The following is a 20,916-nucleotide window of genomic DNA, read 5'->3' on the forward strand; positions in this document are numbered from 1 at the left end:
GAGCCATGGACAAGCGTCAGGACCAGCGCCGGCACCAGGACGAGGACAACGGCACGGGGGAAGTGGAGCGGATCCTCGACGCCATCGGGCCCCGGCTGCGCGCGCTGCGCCGGGACCGCGGACTCACGCTGGAGGCGCTGGCCGCCGCGACCGGGTTCTCGGTGAGCACGCTGTCCCGCCTCGAATCGGGCAAGCGGCGCCCGACCCTGGAGCTGCTGATCCCGCTCGCCCGTGCGCACCGCATCGCCCTCGACCAGCTGGTGGCCGCGCCGGCCAGCGGAGACCCCCGGGTGCACCTCGCGCCCCTGCACAAGGGGCACGGCAGCACCCTCGTACCCCTGACGCAGTATCCGGGCCGGGTGCAGGTGTTCAAGCAGGTACTGGCTCCGCGCGAGCCGAAGCTGGTCACCCACGAGGGCTACGAGTGGCTGTACGTCCTCGCGGGCGAGCTCCGCCTGGTCATCGGGGAGCACGAATCCACCCTCGGGCCCGGTGAGGTGGCCGAGTTCGACACCAGGGAACCGCACTGGTTCGGTCCGGCGGGCACGACCGCCGTGGAGATCCTGCACCTGTTCGGACCGCGGGGCGACCGGGCGGTCGTGCACCCGAGACCGGCCGGCTGAAGGGCGGGGCGGCCGTTCGCGGCGGTCTGTTGCGCGAGTGCTGCAGGGGCATGAACATGCTGTGCGGTGTGCCCCGGAGCCGGCCGGGGGCCGTGATCACCGGCTAGCGTCTTCGTCAGGGCCGTGTCGGTGCGCCACCGCGATCGGAACACGGCCCGGGCCACCACAACCGGCCCTCGCCGTACGCCGATCGAGCGTGCGGCCCCCATGCCCTCTCCCTGCCGTCCCTTCCTGTCCGAGGACACCCCCATGCCGTTTTCCCTGCCCGCGGGCGGGCGCTTCGCCGCGCTCTCCCTCGCCCTGGTCGTTGCCCTGGGCACCTTCGGCGCCACCGCCGGCGACGCCTCCGCCGACACCACGGCCTACGGTCCGCTGCCGCCCCGGAACCCGGCCAGCGCCCCCAACGGCACCGCCGGAATGCACGGCGACAGCGCCTCCAGCGACACCACGCCCTACCCGGGCCCCGGAACCGGGAAGATCGCGTACTCCCGTACCGCGCTGGCCTCGGCGTGCCCGACCGTGGTCATCGGATCGGACGGCTACGTCGTCGCCCTGTGCACCACCATCTTCGGCCGGACCCCGACCGTGCACCTGCTCGATCCCGCCACCGGAACCGACCTCGCCTCCCTCGCCCTGCCCAAGGGCAGCCTGTTCGGGGGCGTTTACTCCTACCTCGACAACGACGACCGGCTCGTCGCCGTGGACGGCAACAACAACCTCCTCCGCATCGGCCACCACCGCAGCGGCTCCGGCTGGACGCTGACGGTTGATCAGTCCACCCCGCTCGCGGCGGCCGTCCCCGCCGGCGACAACATCGTCGGCCTGGCCCCCGCGTGGAACGGCAAGGTCTGGTTCGCCACCACCGGCGGCGTGATCGGCACCGCGGACACCGCCACCGGAGCGGTACGCGCCATCGGCACCGGCGAAGGCGTACAGAACAGCATCTCCACCGTGCCGGGTCACACGGCGGTCGCCACCGACCACGCCCTCTACCTGCTGTCCGAGTCGCCGGACGGCACCCCCGTCATCGACTGGCGGGCCCCCTACGACCGAGGTCCCGGCCGCAAGCCCGGCCAGCTCAGCTGGGGCACCGGGGCCACCCCGAGCTTCTTCGGACCGGGCGACGGCACGGAGTACGTCACCATCACCGACAACGCCGCCGGGCACGAGAACCTGCTCGTCTACCGGGTGGACGGGGGACCGGCGCCGATCTGCTCCACCCCGGTGCTCACCCAGTACGCCAACAGCGGGACCGAGGACGCCGTCATCGCCTCCGGCCGCAGCGTCTTCGTCACCAACACCTACGGATATCCCTACCCGGCCCTGCCCGCGGGGGCCCCGGAGAGCAAGCCGTCCTCCGCGAACTTCGACGGCGGCCTCAGCCGGGTCGACGTCAACGCCGAGGGGACGGGCTGCACTCTGGTGTGGAACAGCTCCGTGAAGTCGGCCGCCCTGCCCCGGCTTTCGGTGGCCGACGGCAAGATCTACACCGTCTCCGTCACCGGACCGACGGGCAGCGCGGGCGTCCAGACCTTCGCCTCGTACCACCACTCCGTGCTCGACCCGGCCACCGGGGCGCAGCTCACCAGCTCCTTCCTGGGCATCGGCCTGGTGTACAACCCGCTCCAGATGACCGGAACCACGGGCCCCGACGGCACCCTTTACCAGGGCACGGAAACCGGGGTGGTCAGGATCACCAAGGGCTGAGCTCCGCCCCAGACCCCGCGCTCAAACGCCGGCGGGGCTGGATATTGCCGTTGAGCGGCCTCTTCCAGCCCGTCCGGCGTTTGAGGACCGGGTCCGGGCAGAGCCCGGGGAACGGAGGAAGGGCGGGTAGGGGACAAGCAGCTGGCGACCGCGGGAGGGCCGGGTCCCGGCCGGAGAGGACCCCGGCGAGCCCACCCGGACTATTGTGGCCGTTGGGGCAAGCTCAACGTCTTCGCCTGCCCCGCCGCCTCCCGGCACCCGCACCGCAGGAGCATCCAGTGACCGCCGTGACGATCACCGCACGAGGACTCAACCGTTCCACTCTCGCCCGGCAGTTGCTGCTGGAGCGGGCGCCGCTCGGCGTCGAGGACGGGATCCGGCGCGTGGTCGCCCTGCAGGCGCAGCAGGCGGCCTCGCCCTATCTCGCGCTGTGGAACAGGCTCAGCGGCTTCGACCCGGCCGGTCTCGACGCCGCCTTCGCCCGCCACGCCGTCGTCAAGGCGACCCTGATGCGGATCACCCTGCACGCCGTCCACCACGAGGACTTCACCACCTTCCGCGAGGCCGTGCAGCCGGGGGTACGGGCATCCCGGCTGGGGGACCGTTTCACGGCGTCCGGGCTGACCGCCGAGGACGCCGACGCGCTCGTTCCGGAGCTGCTCGCCTTCGCCGACCGGCCCCGGACGAACGCCGAGTGCGAGGCCTGGCTGGGGGAGCGGCTCGGTGCACCCGCGCAGCCGGGCGCCTGGTGGGGGCTGCGGCAGTACGCACCGCTGCTGCACGCACCGACCGCCCGGCCGTGGTCCTTCGGCGATCGCCCGTCGTACATCGCGCCCCCGACCGTCCCGAGGGCGGTGCCGGCGGACCCGGAGGCTTCCGAGGAGTCCCTGCGCAAGCTGGTGCTGCGCTACCTCGAAGGGTTCGGACCCGCTTCGGTGGCGGACGTGGCGCAGTTCGCGATGGTCCAGCGGGCCAGGGTCAGGAAGGCGCTCCAGGCACTGCGGGCGCCGACGGCGACCGAAGGCCACGGGCCGCGCGTGGAACGTCTGGAAGGGCCGAAGGGCGAAGAGCTCTTCGACGTCCCCGGCGCACCGCGACCGGACGAGGACACACCGGCACCGCCCCGGCTGATGGCCATGTGGGACAGCACCCTGCTGGCCTACTCCGACCGCGACCGCGTCATCCCGCCGCAGTACCGCAAGCTCGTCACCCGCGTGAACGGCGACACCCTGGCGACCCTGCTGGTCGACGGGTACGTCGCCGGAGTGTGGCGTCCCGCCGCGGGAGGGATCGAGGCGACCGCCTTCCACCCGCTGCCGGACGAGGTCTGGGAGGCACTGGCCGACGAGGCCCGGTCACTGACGGCCTTCCTCGCCGACCGGGACCCGGCGGTCTACAGCCGGTACGGCCACTGGTGGAACAAGCTGCCGACCGCCGAGACCCGGCTGCTCCCGGGGAGCTGAGGGGGAGGCGGAGGGAGGTCAGTCCGGGAGCAGCAGGTGGGTGCCGTGGCCGGCCGCGTCGACGTGGACGACGTGGCTGCCCACCCGGACCGTCTGCGCACCCCCGGTGGTCCAGGAACCCTCGGGGCCCTCGACGTGGGGCAGCGGTGTCCAGACCTCCAGGAAGGTGCTGCCGTCGAGGTTGGTGCCGGTTTCGATCATGAGGGTGCCCTCGGAGCGCAGGGTCCCGACGTCGTGGCCCGGGGTGCCGGCGTCGTGGTGGAAGGTGACCCGGCCGCCCTCGTAGGAGGTGGTTCCGGCGAAACCGCGGCTGTCCGCGTAGAAGGTGCCGGTCTGGAGCCACACGACGTGCCCGGTTTCCCGCAGCGGGCCGTCGTCACGGCTGATTCCGGCGCGCAGCCATGCGCCGCGCAGAGGTGCGTCCATGGCTCCAGGGTGGCAGAGCCGCCCCGGTCCGCGAGACGGCCGGGTGGCTGGCGTAGCATCGCGGCCATGCAGATCATCCGGGCCCCACGACGCACGGCGGCCGTCGTCGCAGGCGTCGTGGCGGTGGTGCTGCTCGTCTGCGGAGGTCTGTTCACGCATCCCGCGCATTCCACGCATCCCATGTCCGCCATGGCCGGCATGCCTGCCACGGCGGACACGTCAGCCATGGACACGGCCGTTTCGGAGGCCATGGACACGGCCATGGACACGGCCACGAACACGGGCCCTGCCACAGCCAAGACCGCGGGCAAGGGTGCCGACGGCGGCTGCTCGGCCTCCGGGGAGGACTGCCCACTGGCCTCGGCGTGGGCCCCGGCCGACACGGCCGCGGCGACCGGACACCTCGCCGGATCCGCCGCGTGGGGCCTGCCTTCCGTGGCCGCGGGCCCCGCCGGGCCCGTACCGCACCGGGTGTGCGCGCAGCCGCGCGCGCCCGATCTCGACTCCCTCTGCGTCAGCCGGACCTGACCGGCCCCGCACCCGTACCCGCCCGCATGCCGGGCGGCCGGGGTGCTTCGCCGTGTCCTGATCCGCTGTGACGCACAGAGAGTCCGTTCCTTCATGGCTTCCACCACCGCGTTGTTCGTCACCGGTGTCTCCACCGGTCTGTTCGCCGGCGGCGCGTCCTGCGCCGCCGTCCAGGGAGGTCTGCTCGCCGGGGCCGTCGGCCGCCGCTCGGCCGAGTGGTCCGAGGAGAGGTGGGAGCGCAGCGGCCTGTTCGCTCCCGTCGGCGCCTTCCTCGGTGCCAAGCTCGTCTCCCACGCCCTGCTCGGCGCCGCCCTCGGCCTGCTCGGCGCCGCGATCCAGCCCGGCCCGCGCACCCAGGCCGCGCTGATGCTGCTCGCCGGCGTGCTGATGGTGCTCTTCGCGCTGGACATGTTCGGGGTGCGGGCCGTACGCCGCTTCGTGCCCCGGCCGCCCGCCTCCTGGGGCAGGAGGGTCCGCCGGTCCGCGAAGTCCACCGGCGTCACCACACCGGCCGTACTCGGCTTCCTGACCGTGCTCATCCCCTGCGGGGTCACGCTGAGCGTGGAACTCCTCGCCGTCACCTCCGGCGCCCCGCTGACCGGAGCGGCGGTGATGGCCGGCTTCGTCCTCGGGACCGGCCCGCTCTTCGCCGTCCTCGGCTTCTTCCTGCGCTCCGCCGCCCGCCTGTGGCAGGGGCGGCTGACCCTGGTGACCGCCGTCGTGGTGCTGCTGGTCGCGGTGTGGACGCTCGGGTCCGGGCTGCGCCTCGGAGGCTGGTGGCCGGTCGCCGGGCCTTCGGCCGTCGCGGCCGCGCCGGTGGGCGGGGGCGCGCCGGAGAGCGGGGCGGCCGAGGCCGTCGTGGTCAACGCGGACGGCAGCCAGACCGTCACCATCCAGGCCCGTACGACCTCGTACAGCCCGGCCGCCGTCACGGTGAAGGCCGGGGTTCCCACCACGCTGGTGGTCGCCACGCAGGGGACGGGCGGCTGCGTCCGCTCCTTCGTCGTCCCGGACCTGGGCGTCCAGAAGATCCTCCCCACGACCGGGAAGACCGCCGTCGACCTGGGTACCCGCAAGCCCGGCACCCTGTCGTACACCTGCGGCATGGGCATGTACGGCGGCCGGATCACCTTCGAGACCCCGGGAGGCACCCAGTGAGGACGCGAGGGACGGGGAACACGCGGATGGAATTCGCCGTGACCGGCATGCACTGCGCGAGCTGCGGCCTGCTGATCGACGACGAGGTCGAGGAACTGGCGGGGGTGGTCGCCAGCGCGACCAGCATCCGCACGGGCCGCACCGTCGTCGAAACCGACGGGTCCGTGGATCCGGCCGCCGTCGTCGCGGCGATCGCCTCGGCGGGATACGCAGCCGAGCGGTCGGGTTAGCCGGCGCCGGGAACTCCGAGCGCGTCGAGCAGCTCGCGCTCGCGGCGGGGGGCGAGGCCGGCCCGACGGTCCCGGGTCAGGCCCTGCTCGCGTTCCCAGCGCAGGGTGTCTGCCAGCAGCTCCGCCCGCGGGCGGTGTCGCAGGCCGGCGGAGGCTGCCGCGGAGCCGTTGCGGGCGGACCATCCCTCCCAGCCCGGCTCGACCATCCACATCGGGAACGAGTCGGCCCCCATGTACTGGGCCACGCCGCGGTCGAGCAGCCATGCCGAATCGGCGGTGACCACCGGACCTGTGTGGCCGGCGACGCCGCGGGACAGCTCGATCCACTCGGAGAACGGGACGGCCGGGCCGACGGCGTTGAACGTACCGATGGTGCCCTTCTCCGCGGAGTCGAGGATCCAGGCGGCGAGGTCCCGCGCATCGACCGCCTGGGTGGGCATGTCCGGTTCGTCGGGGACCAGCATCGGGCCGCGCGGATCGAGTGCGGCGCGGGCGGCCCAGTATCCGGAGCGGCCGCTGTGATCGCCGGGGCCGCCGATCAGCCCGGCGCGGGCGATGAGGAGGCGCTCGCCGACGGCTGCCGTGGACGCGTGCTCGCAGGCGGCCTTCGCCTCGCCGTAGGCCTCGCGCCCGACCTCGTCCAGCTCGGTCGGGGCGAGGAGCGGCGCGGATTCGTCGGCGTCCGCAGTGCCGTGGGAGGCGTAGGCGCTGACCGAGGAGACGTAGGTCCAGTGGCGGGCCCGGTCGCCCAGCGCGTCGAGCGCCGCGCGGACGAAGCCCGGCTGCCACGAGACCTCTACGACCGCGTCCCAGGTGCGGCCGCGAAGGGCTTCGTACGCCGAAGGGCCGCGCCGGTCGGCGGCCACCAGGGTCGCCCCGTCCGCGGCCTCTCCGCTTTCGCCGCGCGCCAGGCACGTCACCCGGTGACCGCGTCCGATCGCCTGCCGGGACACTTCCCGGCCCAGCCATGCCGTTCCACCCAGAACCAAGATCTCCATCCCGGCAGCCAAGCACGCGAAGCCCGCCGCCGTGGGGCGGGTTCGCGGACAGCGGACCCCGGGGCATCGTCGAAGTACGGGCAGGTACGGGCAGATGCGAGCAGATACAAGGAGGTACGAGGGGCGGCGAGCCCGCGCCGCGCGCGCACCCGTAAGGTCGGGCCCGGACCGCGGAACCAGCTGCGACCAGCACTTTCACAGTACGGAGGCCGACCGGCATGGACGACGCATTCAAGGATGTTCCCCCCACCACCCTCGCCGACCTGCTGGGCCGCGAGCAGGTCATGGACATCGGCATCCGCCCGCTGTGGGACTCGCCGCGCGTCGCGGGACCCGCGTACACCGTGCGGTGCGAGCCCGGCGACAACCTGATGCTGCACGCGGCCATCTACCGCGCGGAGCCGGGCTCCGTCATCGTCGTGGAGTCGGGCGACGTGGAGTACGCGCTGGCCGGCGGCAACGTGTGCGCCGTCGCGCAGCGGCGGGGCATCGCCGCCTTCGTGCTCGACGGGGTCATCCGCGACCTCGGCGAGGTGCGCGGAGCCGGGTTCCCCGTCTTCTCCCGCGGGGTCGTCCCGATCCCCGGCGCCAAGGAGAAGATCGGGGAGCTCGGCGCACCGGCTCGGGTCGGCGGGGTCCTCGTGCACCCCGGGGACATCGTGGTCGCCGACGAGGAGGGCGTCGTGGTCACCCCGGCCGCCCGCCAGGAGGAGGTCCTGCGGGCCGCGCTGGCGAAGCTGGCCAAGGAGGCAGGGGAGTCCCTCGACGCCTGGGAGGAGCAGCACCGCTCGCGGATCGAGCAGGCGCTGCGCGAGCGGGGTTTCACCGGCTGAGCCGTTCAGGTGCGGGCCGAAAACGGGGTCCTCGGCCTCGTCGGGGACGCCGGGGACACCGGGTCCGTCAGGGGCCCGTCAGAGGTCCGTCAGGGTTTGCGGTCCCGGCGTCATGAGGCCGTCAGGAAGCCTGTCCCGGAGTCCGCGGCCGCCGTTCCATGGAGGTGACGGAGGCAGCGGAGAGGGAGGACGGCGCGGTGCGAGGACGAGTCGTGGTGGGGGCGCGGGGATCCCTCGGGAGCGTGACGGCACTGCACGTGGCGCACGCCGAGGCACGGGCGCGGGATGCGGAGCTGTGGGTCGTCCTGGCATGGCAGCCACCGCTCGGCGGACCCGGCGCCCGGCGCGGCGGGGGCGGCACACCGCTGCTGGCCGCATCCCGGGACGCGGCGGTGGAGCGGCTGCGGGAGGTCCTGCTCACCGCCTTCGGCGGTACCCCCTCCGGGGTGACGCTGGCCGGGCTGACGGTCCGCGGCACCCCGGGCGCGGCGCTGGTCGACTCCGTCCGCGACCCCGACGACCTGCTGGTCGTCGGTACGGGTCCGCGCGGCCCGCTGCTGCGCGCGCTGCGCCCCTCGGTCTCCCGCTACTGCCTGGCGCACGCCCCCTGCCCGGTGCTGGCGGTGCCGCCCAGTCCGCTGCGGGCCGACCTGGACGCCGTACGCCGCCGGATCGTGTGGCGGCGGCCGCTGGACGCCGGGGACCTGGTCCGGTGAGCTCGACGACCGGGCGGGTGCCCGTACCGCGGACCGTGCAGAACCGCGACTGGGCCGCGGACGCCCGCTCCGCGGCGGGCGTGGCCGTCACCTTCCCGGCGCTGCTGACGGGCGTGGACGCGGCGGCCGGATACAGCGACTGGCCGCGCGTCCTGCTGTGGAGCGCCCTGGGCCTGGTCCTGCTCGCCGTCCTGTGGCCGACCCGCGTGCGCGCCGCCCCCGGACTGCTCATGACCCGGGGGCTGGTGCACCACCGGCACGTGCGCACCGACCGGCTGACCTCGGTGGCCTGGTACGACGGGGTCGCCCAGCGGATCGTCCTGCGGGACACCGACGGCAACCGGCTGGAGACCGACCCCCGGGTCCTCCTCGCGAACCCGGAGCTGTGGCGGGCCCTCGACCAGGGCATCGCCGCCAGCCTGTCGCGCGGCACCCTGCGCGAGGGCCGGGAGCCGCTGCGACGGCTCCGCCGGCTGGTCGAGCGGGAAACGGCGCGCACGGTGTTCAGGGTGTCGGGGATCTTCTAGTGCGTCCGGTCAGGCCATCCAGAAGAACACCGCCGTCATCCGCTTGTCCTCCAGGGTGTGGCCCCAGTAGGCGGTGGCGGTGTGGATCAGGTTGGCGGAGTAGAGCAGCAGCCTGTTGGCCCGGTGGGGGACCCGGATGTCCTCGACGAAGGAGTCCGGTGCGACGAAGCGGGTGCCCAGTGCGTCGACCAAGTTGTTGTGGGGCGCGGCCACTTGATTGCCGCCGAGGGCGCCGCCCGGCAGGCTCTGGCGGTAGAAGCTGGTGCCGCAGCCCTTCGGGACCCGGGGGTTGAGGTAGAGCACCGCCGCGTACCGGCACAGCGTGCGCGAGTCGGTGTGGGGCCGCGGCTCGCACTCGCCCTCGCCGACGACCTGTACGCAGTTGTGGTTGAACGTGCCGCCGCCGGCAGGCTGTTGCGCCCAGATCCGCTTTGCTCCGGTGGCCTTGCGCACCAGCCGTTCCACGTGCGCGAGTTCGTCCGGTTCGAGCGCGGGCATGGAGCGCAGGCCCGGCCAGGCCTCGGGCTTGTGGGGGTACCCCTCGGTCCAGTCGTCCCGGGCGAGCAGGCGCTCCCGTACGGCCTCCGGATCCGGCAGTACGTTGTCCAGTTCCCAGTAGTCGCGCCCGCGGGTGGGCTTGCGGTACGGGAGGACGGGCAGGGGTGGGGGGTGTAGGGGCATGCCAGGGAAAGTAGTTGACCTTCGCCGCGGGCTCTCCTTGGAAGCGGTCAACCTTGCGTCAAGTGTTCGCCATGCGGGGGAGCGGGCCCGCTCAGCGGGTCGGCGCCTGGCTCCGCGGAGCCTCGCCCTGGGCCGCTTCGATCCCGGCGTGCAGATCGTCGGCGGCCTCGACCGTCGCGGCGGCCGACAGGGCGAGGCAGGCGAGCAGGGTGGCGGCGATCAGGTGCCCGGCCAGCCGCCGGGGCAGGCCGGGGCTCCCCGGCCGGCCGGGGGTGGCTTCGGCGGGCCGGCCGAGCAGGGCGGCGACGCGGCGCGGGACCGGTCCGGCCGTCGCGGCCAGCGCGAGTCCGGGCCGGTCCGCCGTACGGGTGGCCGCGGCCCGGGAGGCCAGGGCGGCCCTGCCGATCGCGCGCGCCGTCAGCCGGCGGTCGCCCACCGCCGCGGCGGCGGCCTCGTCGGCGCTGCGCTCCAGGGCGTAGGTCAGCGGCTCGCGCAGGGTGCGCAGCGCGGGGTGGCACAGGGCGGCCAGCTCGGCCGCGGCCACGTAGAGGTGGTGGCGGTCCCTCAGGTGGGCCCGCTCGTGGGCGAACAGGGCCTCGCGCTCCTCGGCCGACAGGGTCCGCAGCATTCCGGTGGTCACCACGATCCGGCCGGGGCGGCCGGGCAGCGCGTAGGCGTCGGGGCGGTCGTCGCGCAGGACGAGGAGTTCGCCGTCGGCGCGCGCCGCCAGCCGCCGGGCGCGGCGCAGCTGGGCGAGGCGGTGGTGGAGGGCGCGGCCCAGTGAGACGGCGCACCCGGCGAGCAGCCCGGCGGCGGTGACGGCCACCGCGATCACGGAGTCGGGGGAACCGGTGGAGAGGGGGGTCAGGAGCTTGCCGAGGGCGGCCACGGCGTGCAGGTGCGTGGCGCCCGGGACGATCAGCAGGGCGAGTGCGGTGGTGCTGGCGGCGGCCAGGCCCACGGCGGTGCCGGCCAGCAGCCGGGCCGCCCGGCGGGGGTGGAGCGAGGGGGCGAGCCGGGCGGCGGCGGGGCCGGCCAGGAAGGGGAGGAGCAGCGGCAGCCACACCATGTAGATCACGGGGCGTCCCCTTCGAGCAGTGCGCGGAGCAGTTGTTCGTCCTCGTCGCTGAGCCGGGAGACGAAGCGGGTCAGTACGGCGCCGCGGTCCCGCGTCTTCTCCAGCTCGGCGTGCATCCGCCGGGCGGTCAGTCCGGAGGCATCCTCGATCGGCAGGTAGGCGAAGCCGCGGCCGGAGCGTATGCGGTCGACCGTGCCCTTGTCGTAGAGGCGGGACAGGATCGTGGTGACGGTCGTCCGCGCCAGCGTCCCGCCGAGCGCGTCCTGCATCCGGACCGGGGTCAGCGGGGTCCCGGCGGCCCACAGGGCGGCCAGTACGGCGGCTTCGAGCTCACCGGCCGGCCGGCGTTCCGCGTTCGTGTCGCCCATCCGGGACGCTCCTCCGCACTTCCCCGTCTACGGTGATGTAGACCGTCCGCATCACTGTAGTAGGTCGCCGTGGATCAGCCGGCGTGGACGTGGGGGCGGCGGGCCCGGTCCGGTTCGGCCTCGCGGATGACCTCGCGGGTGACGGGGGCGACTTCGCCCTGACCGAAGAGGAAGAAGCGCAGGAAGTTGGCCATCGGGTTGCCCTCGGTCCACTCGAAGTAGATGTGCGGGCGCTGCCCGGTGCTGTCGCGCACGTGGAGCAGGAGGGCCGCGAGCGCGTTGGGCACGGTGGAGCTCTCCAGCGTCAGGACCCGGTAGCGGTCGTGGAGCACCTCGCCCCGCACCTTCAGGCCCGATTCGAACTCGGACGGGTCCAGGACGGTGACCTCGACGAACAGCAGGTCGTCGCCGGCCGGGATGTCGTTGTCGGTCCGGATCTGCTCGACCTTGTCGCGGTACTCGGCCTTGTCCCGCTTGCCCGGGTCGTTGGCGATGAACCGGATCGTGCGGTTGGCGGTGTCGCGGACGAACCGCTCCGCCATGTCGTCCAGCTCCACGTGGGTGACGCGCAGCTCGAAGACCCGGGCGAGGCGCGACAGCAGGGACAGGGCCATGATGCCGGCGATGAAGCAGGCGCCGATCTTCACGCCGTCCGGCCGCTCCACGACATTGACCGCGGTCGTGTAGAGCAGCACCACGGAGATCACGCCGAAGCCGATGGTCCAGCCGCGCTGCCCCGCACGGCGGGCGGCGATGGTCACGGCCACGCCGGCGGAGGTGAAGAGGACGAGGACGCCGGTGGCGTACGCGCCGCCCTGGGCGTCGACGTCGGCGTCGAAGATCCAGGTGACGAGGAAGGCCACGAGGGTGAAGACGATGACCATCGGGCGCAGGGCGCGGGCCCAGTGCGGGGCCATGCCGTAGCGGGGCAGGTAGCGCGGCATCAGGTTCAGCAGGCCGGCCATCGCGGAGGATCCCGCGAACCACAGGATGAGGATGGTCGAGACGTCGTAGACCGTGCCGAAGGCCGAGCCCAGGTTCTCGTGGGCGAGGTAGGCCAGGGCGCGCCCGTTGGCATCGCCGCCCGGCTTGAACTGATCGGCCGGGATGAGCAGGGTGGTGACGAAGCTGCTGGTGATGAGGAAGACGCTCATGATCACGGCGGCCGTGGTCAGCATGCGCTTCGTGTCGCGGATCCGCCCGGCGGGCTCGGCGGGGGTGTCTCCCGCGTCGCCCTGGACGTGCGGCATGACGGCCACGCCCGTCTCGAAGCCGGACATGCCGAGGGCGAGCTTGGGGAAGACCAGGAGCGCGATGGCGACCATCATGACCGGGTTGCCGTGCTGGGCGGTGAGCGCCTCGGTCCAGTCCCCGATGACGTGCGGCTCGCTGAGCACCTGCCACAGCCCGTTCCCGATGACCACGACGTTCAGCGACAGGTAGGCGATGACCAGGACCACGGCGACGCCGATGGCCTCGCTGAACCCCTTGAGGAACACCGCGCCCAGCAGGGCGATCATGATGAGGGTGATGACCATCTGGTGACCGCTGAGCACACTCGTCAGGTGCGGGTTCTCCACCAGGTGCGCGGTGGCGTCGGCCGCCGAGAGCGTGATGGTGATGAGGAAGTCGGTCGCCGCGAACCCGAGCAGGGTCAGGACGAACAGCTTGCCCTTCCAGAACGACAGCAGCCGCTCCAGCATCGCGATCGAGCCCTCGCCGTGCGGGCTCTCCTCGGCCACCCGCCGGTACACCGGCAGCGCGCCGAACAGGGTCAGGACGACGAGCACGATCGTCGCCAGGGGCGACAGCAGGCCGGCCGCCAGCGCCGCGATGCCCGGCTGATAGCCGAGGGTGGAGAAGTAGTCGAGACCCGTCAGGCACATCACCCGCCACCACGGCCGGCCCTCGGGCCCGGTTTCCGTCGCCTGCGGGCCGTCCCCGCCGGCGTGGTGCTTCGGGCGGTCGGTGAGACCGTCCAGCAGCCAGGCACGCAGGCGCGTGGTCGGGGTGGCGGTGGCGGAGGCCATCGTGGTGCTCCTGTCGTACAACTCGATTTTCGGCCATCAGTACGACCGAGCACCGAGCGTACGGAACCTGACAGGATTTTCACGCGCGGGTTCCGATCCTGACGCGCTCTTAACGCCCCTGGTCACCGCCGTTCTCCCGACCCGTCAGCAGGACCTCGCGCAGCCGGGCCACCAGGGCGGAGGCGCTCTCCGGCTCCTCGCTCGTCCCGGTCGCGCGGCTGTCGTCGGCCGAGAGCTGCTTGAGGTGGTCGGAGAGGACCTCGGCGTAGGCCTGTTCCTTCTCGACCAGTCCGCCGGGCTGGCGCAGGCCGATGGTGGCCTCGATGACCTTGCCGATCAGCGCGGTCATCGCGAACGAGAACAGGCCCAGCACCACGGTGGCGGTGAGCTGCTTGCCGAGCAGGTCCCACGAGCCGCCGTAGAACAGGCCCTTGTGGCCCGTGAGCGTGCCGGTCGCGCACAGCCCCGCCATCACCATGCCGACGATGCCGCCCCAGCCGTGGATGCCCACGACGTCCAGGGTGTCGTCCACGCCGAGCCGGTACTTCCAGCTGATCGCGAACGCACAGGTCAGGCCCGCGAGGAAGCCGATGACGGTGGCCCACACCGGGCTCACCCCGCCCGCCAGCGGGGTGGTGGCGACCAGGCCCGTGACGGCGCCCATGCACATGTCGAGGAGGCCGACCCGCCGGGTGCGCCACCAACTGGTGACCGCCCAGCCGGCCATCGCCGCGCCCGCCGCGAGCTGGCTGTTGAGGAAGGCCATCGCGGCCCCGCCCGGGATCCCCAGCGAGGAGCCGGTGTTGAAGCCGAACCAGCCGAACCACATCAGCGACAGGCCGATGACGACGAGCGGCAGGTTGTGCGGCCGGATGCCCTGGCGATCGAAGTCCGCCCGCTTGCCCGCGACGATCGCGAGGGCGAGCCCGGCCGCTCCCGAGCCGATCTCCACGACCGTGCCGCCCGAGAAGTCCACGGCGCCGAGCTGCTCGGCGACCCAGCCTTCCGGGTCGAAGACCCAGTGCGCCATGGGGATGTAGACCAGCAGGGTCCACGCGACCACGAAGGCGATCCAGCCGCCCATGCTCGCGCGGCCCGCGATGGAACCGGCGATCAGGGCCACGGTGACGATCGCGAAGGACATGTGGAAGACCACGAAGGTGACGGTGGGCACGGTGCCGGACACCGAGGAGGCGTCGATCCCGCGCAGGAAGGCGTGGTCCAGGGTGCCGATGACGCCTAGCCCGCCGGCGTCGGGGCCGAAGGCCAGCGAGTAGCCGATGGCGTACCAGAGGACGGTGACGATCACGACGCAGAAGAAGATCATCTTCAGCATGGCGATGATCTGGCCGGTGCGGACCATGCCGCCGTAGAAGAAGGCCACGCCGGGGGCCATCAGCAGCACCAGGGCCGAAGCCATCATCAGCCACGAGGCATCGCCGGAGTCCGCGACGGCGGCAGCGGTCAGGGTGATCACTTGTCACGCTCCCTTCGGTCCAGCACGGAGAGGATCTCGGCCAGCAGCGCGGCGTCCTGACGCTCGTCGGCGCCCACCACCGCGTGCTCCTTGGACGCGTCACCGGACTCGTCCATCCGGTCGCGGATCTGCTCGAGGGTCTCGTTGTCGTAGGCGACCTCCTCCTCGCGGCCGGGTACGTTCTCGTACTCCTCGGAGGTGCGGAAGCCGACGGCCCCGTCGATCGCCCGGGCGATGAGCCAGGTCATGACGAAGGCGAAGGTGCCCACCGCCAGGATGGCCACCGCCTGGCGCCACAGCTGATCGAGGCCGCCCCCGTAGAAGAGGCCCTTCTTGCCGCTCATCGCGGCCGTCGCGAAGAAGCCGATGGACAGGACGCCGACGATGCCGCCCCAGCCGTGCACGCCGACCACGTCGAGGGTGTCGTCGACGCCGATCTTGAACTTCAGGTTGATGGCGAAGCAGCAGACCACACCGGCGATGAAACCGATGATCAGCGCGCCCAGCGGGGAGACCTCACCGCAGGCCGGGGTGATCGCCACCATGCCCGCGACCGCCGCCGATGCCACGCCCAGCATCTCCACGTGCCCCAGGCGCCACTTCTCGATGATCGGCCAGCCGATCATCGCGCCCGCCGCCGCGAGTTGGGTGTTGAAGAAGGTGGTCGGGGCGCTGCCCGCGACCTGGAGCGCGGAGCCCGCGTTGAAGCCGAACCAGCCGAACCACAGCAGGGCCAGACCGATGACCACCAGCGGCAGGTTGTGCGGGCGGATCGTTTCGCGCTCGAAGTCCCGGCGCTTGCGCAGCACGATGGCGACCGCGAGCCCCGAAGCGCCCGAGCTGAGCTCGACGGGCAGGCCGCCGGCGTAGTCGAGCGCGCCCAGGGACTGCTGGATCCAGCCGTCGGGGGCGAACACCCAGTGCGCGGTGGGCACGTAGACCAGCATCGTCCACGCGACGACGAAGACCAGCCAGCCCTTCATGGTGGCCCGGCCGGCGATCGAGCCGCTGATCAGCGCCACCGTGATGATCGCGAACGACATCTGGAAGCAGGCGAAGATCACCGTCGGGATGGAGCCGTGCAGCGAGTCCATCCCGATGCCCTGGAAGAAGGCGTGGTCGAGATTGCCGATCAGGCCGCCGCCGGAGTCCTTGCCGAACGCGAGGCTGTAACCGACCGCGAGCCACAGGATCGTCACCAGCGACAGGCAGGCGAAGCTCATCTTGAGCATCACCAGCACGTGCTTGGTCTTGACCATGCCTCCGTAGAAGAAGGCGAGGCCGGGAGTCATCAGCAGCACCATGGCGGTGCTCGCCATCATCCAGGCGGTATTACCCGTGTCGTAGCCACTGGGCATGGGCGGAGCTCTCTTTGATCGTGAACGGGCAGGAGGTGGAGCGGGGTTGGGTCGTCCCTTTCGGGCTGGGGGGTCTCTTTCGGCCTAGGTCTTGCGCAGGTCCGGAGCCGGTACGCCGATCAGGCGCCGCCGCACCGCGTCCCAGGCGGCGACCAGCGCCAGGGTCACCGCCTCGGTGTGCTCGCCGAGCACCCGCACCCAGGCCCCGCACTCCTGCGGCAACACGCTGACCCCGTAGGGGAGTCCGCGGCCCGCCAGCGTCGCGTGCAGCAGGTCGGCGAGCTCCCGGGCGGGGGCGAGCGGGCTGACCGCGAAGAAGCAGGCCATCACGCAGTGCCCGGCCAGCACGGCGGGACCGTCCACCCCGGACCCCCCGGGCTCCAGGCGTACGGTGTCCAGCGCGACCAACTCGCCGCCCGGCCTGCGTACTTCGAAGTCCGAGGCGAAGACCTCGTAGGCGTTGCGCTCCCCGCGCGCGAGCCGGCCGGACAGCACCGTCTCGCTCGCCAGCACGGTGGCCGTGGGGTGGGCGGTGACGATCGTGCGCTGGTAGAAGCGCGAGTCGACGTAGGGGATGACCGGATCCGGCAGGTACTCGACGTACGCCTCCGGCCCGGCGGTCAGGAAGGTCTGCGCGACGGCGTAGTCGTGCTCCATCCGGTAGACCTTGGTGGCCGCCTGGGTGGTGACGTGCCCCGAGGTGCCCGGGCCGAAGACCAGGTCGGTGCGGAGCCGGTCGGCCTGGATGATCCCGCCGCCGGTGGACATCAGGAAGGTGATCGGCAGGTCGGGGCGGTGCGGGTCGAAGTAGAGCGGCCGGATGATCTGCAGCGGGGACTTCTGGTAGTGCCGCACCAGCTCCGTCCGCCCGCCGGCCCGCTCGAAGCCGAGCTCCAGCAGGCCGACCTTCCCCGGTCGCCCCACGCCCAGGGTGTCCGGCACCGAAGCGTGCCGGAGCACCTCCAGGGGGACGCGCGGGGGCTCGTAGTGCGCCGGGTCCAGCCGTGCGGGCGGGACCGGCGCACCGGGCGGGACCGGCGCTTCGGGCGCGGCCGCCACGATGCTCACGCCGGTACCCGGCGGAAGGACTCGATGAAGTTCGCGATCTCCTCCAGGCCCTCTCCGGTGAGGCAGTTGGTCAGGGCGACGGGGCGCCCTTCGCGCACGTGGTGCGCGTCGCGCTCCATCACGCGGATGTCGGCGCGCACGTACTGGGCGATGTCGATCTTGTTGATCACCAGCATGTCGGACTCGGTGATGCCCGGCCCGCGCTTGCGGGGCATCTTCTCTCCCTCCGCGGTGTCCAGGACGAAGAGGAACATGTCGACGAGGACCGGGCTGAAGGTCAGGGTGAGGTTGTCGCCGCCGGACTCGTAGAGCAGGGTGTCGACATCGGGGAAGCGCTCCAGCATCTCGGCGCCCGCGGCGAGGTTCATCGTCGGGTCGTCGCGCACGGCGGTGTGCGGGCAGGCTCCGGTCTCCACGCCCACGACCCGCTCGGGATCGAGCACCCCGGCAAGGGTGCGGCGCACGTGATGGGCGTCCTCCTGCGTGTAGATGTCGTTCGTGATCACGGCGGGCCGGTGGCCGCGCTCGATGAGCACCGGAACCAGGGCCTCGATCAGAGCCGTCTTCCCGGAGCCGACGGGGCCGCCGATGCCGACGCGCAGGACATTGTCCACGTTCATCACAAGTCACATACCTTCTGAAGAGACATCCGGATAACAGGGATCAGGTGGCGAACAGCCGGGCCTCGGCCCGCTCGTGACGGCCCGACATCACGTCCGCCATCGGAACGCACCCGCCGAGATCGGCGAGTTCGCGCCGCAGTGCGGCGCCCGATACCTCCTCGATGACGGGCGCGATGGACCGCAGGACCACCTGGGCCCTGCGGTGGTCCGTGAGCCGCAGCCGCAGCGCCGCCCCGGTGAAACTGGCGGAGTACGCGAACAGATCGCTCACCACCGCCTGTTCGGCCGGGACACCGGCGGCCGCGTAGGCGACCCCGGCGGCCACGGCCTGTGAGCCGGGGGCCCGCTTGGCGGCGACGAGCGCCGCGTACTGCTCCAGCGGCTCGCCGCCGACGCACTCCCGGGCCAGGTCCAGCAGCTGTCGGCCGGTACGGGTGGCGGCGCGGCGCAGGCCCTCGTTCAGCTTGGTCGCGTTCAGCCGCTGGTCCGTCTCGGCGAGGGCGTCCCAGTCACGGGCCAGCGCGGCCCGGTGGGCCAGCGCCAGCGCGGTGGCGTCGGAGGGCCCCACCGAGTGCCGCAGCAGGTCGGCCAGCAGCTCCGGCACGCCCTCGGGGGTCACGGCCTTGGCCTGGGCGTAGCCCTCGAGGCCGTGCGAGAGCGTGTAGAAGCCGCTGGGGAAGGCCGAGTCGGTCAGCTGGAGGCTGACCAGCAGGGCCTGCACCGGCGTGGCGGCGGGGGAGGCCGCGTTGCCCGAGGAAGCCGCTGCGCCCGGGGAGTCCACGGTGATGCTCATGCCAGGTAGAACAGGTGGTTCAGCGGCAGTTCGCGGGCCGGCTCGATGGTGGCCGGCACCCCGTCCAGGCTGACCTTGTACGTCTCGGGGTCCACCGTGATCCGGGGCAGCGCGTCGTTGCGGACCATGTGCTGCTTGCCGACCGTCCGGCAGTGCCGGACCGGCAGGACCTTGCTGTCCAGGCCCAGCTTCTGCGGTACGCCCAGGTCGATCGCGGCCTGGGACATGAAGGAGACGCGGGTGGCCTGCCGGGCCTTGCCGTACGCGCCGAACATCGGCCGGTAGTAGACGGGCTGCGGGGTCGGCAGCGAGGCGTTCGGGTCGCCCATCAGCGCCCAGTTGATCAGGCCGCCCTTGATGACCATCTTCGGCTTGGCGGCGAAGGAGTTGATCGGCCACAGCACGATGTCGGCGAGCTTGCCCGCCTCCAGGGAGCCGATGTAATCGGCCGTGCCCGAGGCGATCGCCGGGTTGATCGTCATCTTGGCCAGGTAGCGCAGCACCCGGAAGTTGTCGTTGCGCTCGGTGTCCCCGTCGAGCTTGCCGCGCTGGTCCTTGCAGTGGTGCGCGGTCTGGAAGGCGCGGGTCCAGGACTCCCCGATGCGGCCCATGGCCTGCGAGTCGGAGGAGAAGATCGAGATGACGCCCTCGTCGTGCAGCACCGTCTCGGCGGCGATCGTCTCGGCGCGCACGCGGGAGTCCGCGAAGGAGACGTCCTCCGGGATGTCGTGCGACAGGTGGTGGCAGACCATCACCATGTCGAGGAGCTCGTCCACCGAGTTCACGGTGTACGGAAGCGTCGGATTGGTGGAGGACGGCAGGACGTTGGGCTCTCCGGCCACCCGCATGATGTCGGGGGCGTGGCCGCCGCCCGCGCCCTCGGTGTGGAAGGTGTGGATGGTGCGCCCGTCGATGGCCGAGCGGGTGTCCTCGAAGAAACCGGACTCGTTGAGGGTGTCGGTGTGCACCGCGACCTGGACGTCGTAGTCGTCGGCGACGTCCAGGGCCTTGCTCAGGGCGGCCGGGGTCGTGCCCCAGTCCTCGTGCACCTTCAGACCGCAGACGCCCGCCTCGATCTGCTCGATCAGGGCGTCCGGCAGCGAGCCGTTGCCCTTGCCCAGCAGACCGACGTTGACCGGCATGTCCTCGACCGCCTGGTACATGCGGCCGATGTTCCACGGACCCGGGGTGCAGGTCGTGCCGTTGGTGCCGTCGGAGGGGCCGGTGCCGCCGCCGATGAGGGTGGTGATGCCGTTGGACAGGCCGTGCTCGGCCTGCTGCGGGGCGATGAAGTGGATGTGGGTGTCGATGCCCCCGGCCGTGGCGATCAGGTGCTCGCCCGAGATCACCTCGGTGCCGGGGCCGATGACCAGCTTGGGGTGGACCCCGGACTGGGTGTGCGGGTTGCCGGCCTTGCCGAGACCCGCGATGAACCCGTCCTTGATGCCGAGGTCGCCCTTGACCACGCCCAGGATCGCGTCCATGACGACGACGTTGGTGATGACCAGGTCGAGGGCGCCCTGCGCGTTGGTGGCCTGCGGGTCCTGGGCCATGCCGTCGCGGATGCCCTTGCCGCCGCCGTACACGGCCTCGTCGCCGTAGTGGCCCTCGTTGTGGTCCTTCTCGACCTCGACGACCAGGTTGGTGTCCGCGAGGTGGAAGCGGTCGCCGACGGTCGGCCCGAACAGGTCGGTGTACTGCTTGCGGCTCAGGACAGCCATCTACTTGTCGCCCTTCTTGTGGGACTTGCTCTTCTTGCCGTCCTCGCTCTTGGCGCCGCTTCCGGCCTTGGCGCCGTCCCCGGCACCGGCGGCGCGGGGCGCCGTCTCGGTGTGGACGTCCTCGATCCGGGCGCCCTTGAAGCCGAGTTCGACCGCCCGGCGCAGGGCGCGGATGCGGGTGTCGGTGGAGCCGAGGCCGCCGTCTACGAGGGAGCTGAAGCCGATCAGCCGGCCGTGTCCGCTGTACGCGGTGAGCTCGACCTCGCGGGTGTCGCCCGGCTCGAAGCGCACGCCGGTACCGGCGGGGAGGTCGAGGTGCATGCCGTAGGCGGCGTTGCGGTCGAAGTCCAGGGCCCGGTTGGCCTCGAAGAAGTGGTAGTGCGAGCCGACCTGGACCGCGCGGTCGCCCGTGTTGGAGACGGTGACCTTGGCCTTGCGGCGGCCGGCGTTGATCTCTACGGAGCCTTCTCCGTAGAGGTATTTGGCGCCACCGGACATGGTGGTACTTCC

General features: G+C 72.3%; 22 protein-coding genes. 9 read left to right on the forward strand and 13 right to left on the reverse strand.

Features of this window, described 5'->3' with window-relative positions:
* Nucleotides 1-5 precede the first annotated feature (5 nt).
* From OHU74_RS31960 to OHU74_RS31970, 3 genes are all read left to right on the forward strand, one after another.
* On the forward strand, nt 6-623 hold the full coding sequence (locus OHU74_RS31960; RefSeq protein WP_371619109.1) for a helix-turn-helix domain-containing protein: 618 nt from the start codon (nt 6-8) through the stop codon (nt 621-623).
* Nucleotides 624-872: 249 nt separating this feature from the next.
* Nucleotides 873-2,330: a hypothetical protein gene (locus tag OHU74_RS31965; protein WP_371619110.1), complete on the forward strand. Its 1,458-nt coding sequence runs from the start codon at nt 873-875 to the stop codon at nt 2,328-2,330.
* Nucleotides 2,331-2,617: 287 nt separating this feature from the next.
* Complete coding sequence (locus tag OHU74_RS31970; protein ID WP_371619878.1) at nt 2,618-3,793, forward strand: winged helix DNA-binding domain-containing protein; 1,176 nt, start codon at nt 2,618-2,620, stop codon at nt 3,791-3,793.
* Between the two features lie 18 nt (nt 3,794-3,811).
* On the opposite strand, the gene OHU74_RS31975 is transcribed toward OHU74_RS31970, so the two are convergent.
* Complete coding sequence (locus tag OHU74_RS31975; RefSeq protein WP_371619111.1) at nt 3,812-4,219, reverse strand: hypothetical protein; 408 nt, start codon at nt 4,217-4,219, stop codon at nt 3,812-3,814.
* Between the two features lie 66 nt (nt 4,220-4,285).
* Between OHU74_RS31975 and OHU74_RS31980 the strand changes: the two genes are divergently transcribed.
* The 3 genes from OHU74_RS31980 (at nt 4,286) to OHU74_RS31990 (ending at nt 6,135) form a co-directional block, all read left to right on the forward strand.
* On the forward strand, nt 4,286-4,747 hold the full coding sequence (locus OHU74_RS31980; protein WP_371619112.1) for a hypothetical protein: 462 nt from the start codon (nt 4,286-4,288) through the stop codon (nt 4,745-4,747).
* 93 nt (nt 4,748-4,840) lie between these two features.
* The gene (locus tag OHU74_RS31985; protein WP_371619113.1) at nt 4,841-5,905 is read left to right on the forward strand and encodes a sulfite exporter TauE/SafE family protein; all 1,065 of its coding nucleotides are present in this window, start codon (nt 4,841-4,843) and stop codon (nt 5,903-5,905) included.
* A gap of 26 nt (nt 5,906-5,931) precedes the next feature.
* Nucleotides 5,932-6,135, forward strand: coding sequence for a cation transporter (locus OHU74_RS31990; RefSeq protein ID WP_371619114.1), 204 nt, complete (start codon nt 5,932-5,934; stop codon nt 6,133-6,135).
* Here the strand turns inward: OHU74_RS31990 and OHU74_RS31995 are convergent.
* The gene (locus OHU74_RS31995; RefSeq protein ID WP_371619115.1) at nt 6,132-7,133 is read right to left on the reverse strand and encodes an NAD-dependent epimerase/dehydratase family protein; all 1,002 of its coding nucleotides are present in this window, start codon (nt 7,131-7,133) and stop codon (nt 6,132-6,134) included. The genes OHU74_RS31990 and OHU74_RS31995 overlap by 4 nt on opposite strands.
* A 218-nt stretch (nt 7,134-7,351) precedes the next feature.
* Between OHU74_RS31995 and OHU74_RS32000 the strand changes: the two genes are divergently transcribed.
* From OHU74_RS32000 to OHU74_RS32010, 3 genes are all read left to right on the forward strand, one after another.
* Nucleotides 7,352-7,966, forward strand: coding sequence for an RraA family protein (locus OHU74_RS32000; protein WP_371619116.1), 615 nt, complete (start codon nt 7,352-7,354; stop codon nt 7,964-7,966).
* Between the two features lie 158 nt (nt 7,967-8,124).
* Nucleotides 8,125-8,682, forward strand: a complete 558-nt coding sequence (locus OHU74_RS32005) for a universal stress protein (protein ID WP_371619117.1) — start codon at nt 8,125-8,127, stop codon at nt 8,680-8,682.
* Complete coding sequence (locus tag OHU74_RS32010) at nt 8,679-9,209, forward strand: hypothetical protein (protein ID WP_371619118.1); 531 nt, start codon at nt 8,679-8,681, stop codon at nt 9,207-9,209. The genes OHU74_RS32005 and OHU74_RS32010 overlap by 4 nt, the downstream gene beginning before the upstream one ends.
* A 9-nt stretch (nt 9,210-9,218) precedes the next feature.
* Here the strand turns inward: OHU74_RS32010 and OHU74_RS32015 are convergent, their stop codons facing one another.
* From OHU74_RS32015 to OHU74_RS32065, 11 genes are all read right to left on the reverse strand, one after another.
* Nucleotides 9,219-9,890, reverse strand: a complete 672-nt coding sequence (locus tag OHU74_RS32015) for a DUF6445 family protein (RefSeq protein ID WP_371619119.1) — start codon at nt 9,888-9,890, stop codon at nt 9,219-9,221.
* 91 nt (nt 9,891-9,981) lie between these two features.
* Nucleotides 9,982-10,959, reverse strand: a complete 978-nt coding sequence (locus OHU74_RS32020) for a M56 family metallopeptidase (protein ID WP_371619879.1) — start codon at nt 10,957-10,959, stop codon at nt 9,982-9,984.
* Nucleotides 10,960-10,964: 5 nt separating this feature from the next.
* Nucleotides 10,965-11,336, reverse strand: coding sequence for a BlaI/MecI/CopY family transcriptional regulator (locus OHU74_RS32025; RefSeq protein WP_371619120.1), 372 nt, complete (start codon nt 11,334-11,336; stop codon nt 10,965-10,967).
* 74 nt (nt 11,337-11,410) lie between these two features.
* Complete coding sequence (locus OHU74_RS32030; protein ID WP_371619121.1) at nt 11,411-13,366, reverse strand: APC family permease; 1,956 nt, start codon at nt 13,364-13,366, stop codon at nt 11,411-11,413.
* 109 nt (nt 13,367-13,475) lie between these two features.
* The gene (locus tag OHU74_RS32035; protein ID WP_371619122.1) at nt 13,476-14,843 is read right to left on the reverse strand and encodes an ammonium transporter; all 1,368 of its coding nucleotides are present in this window, start codon (nt 14,841-14,843) and stop codon (nt 13,476-13,478) included.
* Entirely contained in the window at nt 14,840-16,201 is a 1,362-nt protein-coding gene (locus tag OHU74_RS32040) for an ammonium transporter (protein ID WP_371619123.1), read from the reverse strand. The genes OHU74_RS32035 and OHU74_RS32040 overlap by 4 nt, the downstream gene beginning before the upstream one ends.
* A gap of 84 nt (nt 16,202-16,285) precedes the next feature.
* Complete coding sequence (locus OHU74_RS32045) at nt 16,286-17,269, reverse strand: urease accessory protein UreD (RefSeq protein ID WP_371619124.1); 984 nt, start codon at nt 17,267-17,269, stop codon at nt 16,286-16,288.
* Nucleotides 17,266-17,889, reverse strand: coding sequence for an urease accessory protein UreG (gene ureG / locus OHU74_RS32050; RefSeq protein WP_371619125.1), 624 nt, complete (start codon nt 17,887-17,889; stop codon nt 17,266-17,268). The genes OHU74_RS32045 and ureG overlap by 4 nt, the downstream gene beginning before the upstream one ends.
* Before the next feature lie 43 nt (nt 17,890-17,932).
* Nucleotides 17,933-18,685, reverse strand: coding sequence for an urease accessory protein UreF (locus tag OHU74_RS32055; RefSeq protein ID WP_371619126.1), 753 nt, complete (start codon nt 18,683-18,685; stop codon nt 17,933-17,935).
* On the reverse strand, nt 18,682-20,406 hold the full coding sequence (ureC, locus tag OHU74_RS32060; protein WP_371619127.1) for an urease subunit alpha: 1,725 nt from the start codon (nt 20,404-20,406) through the stop codon (nt 18,682-18,684). The genes OHU74_RS32055 and ureC overlap by 4 nt, the downstream gene beginning before the upstream one ends.
* Complete coding sequence (locus OHU74_RS32065; protein WP_371619128.1) at nt 20,407-20,904, reverse strand: urease subunit beta; 498 nt, start codon at nt 20,902-20,904, stop codon at nt 20,407-20,409. It abuts the gene before it with no gap.
* Nucleotides 20,905-20,916: the final 12 nt, after the last annotated feature.

Source organism: Streptomyces sp. NBC_00454 (assembly GCF_041434015.1).
Lineage (GTDB): Bacteria > Actinomycetota > Actinomycetes > Streptomycetales > Streptomycetaceae > Streptomyces.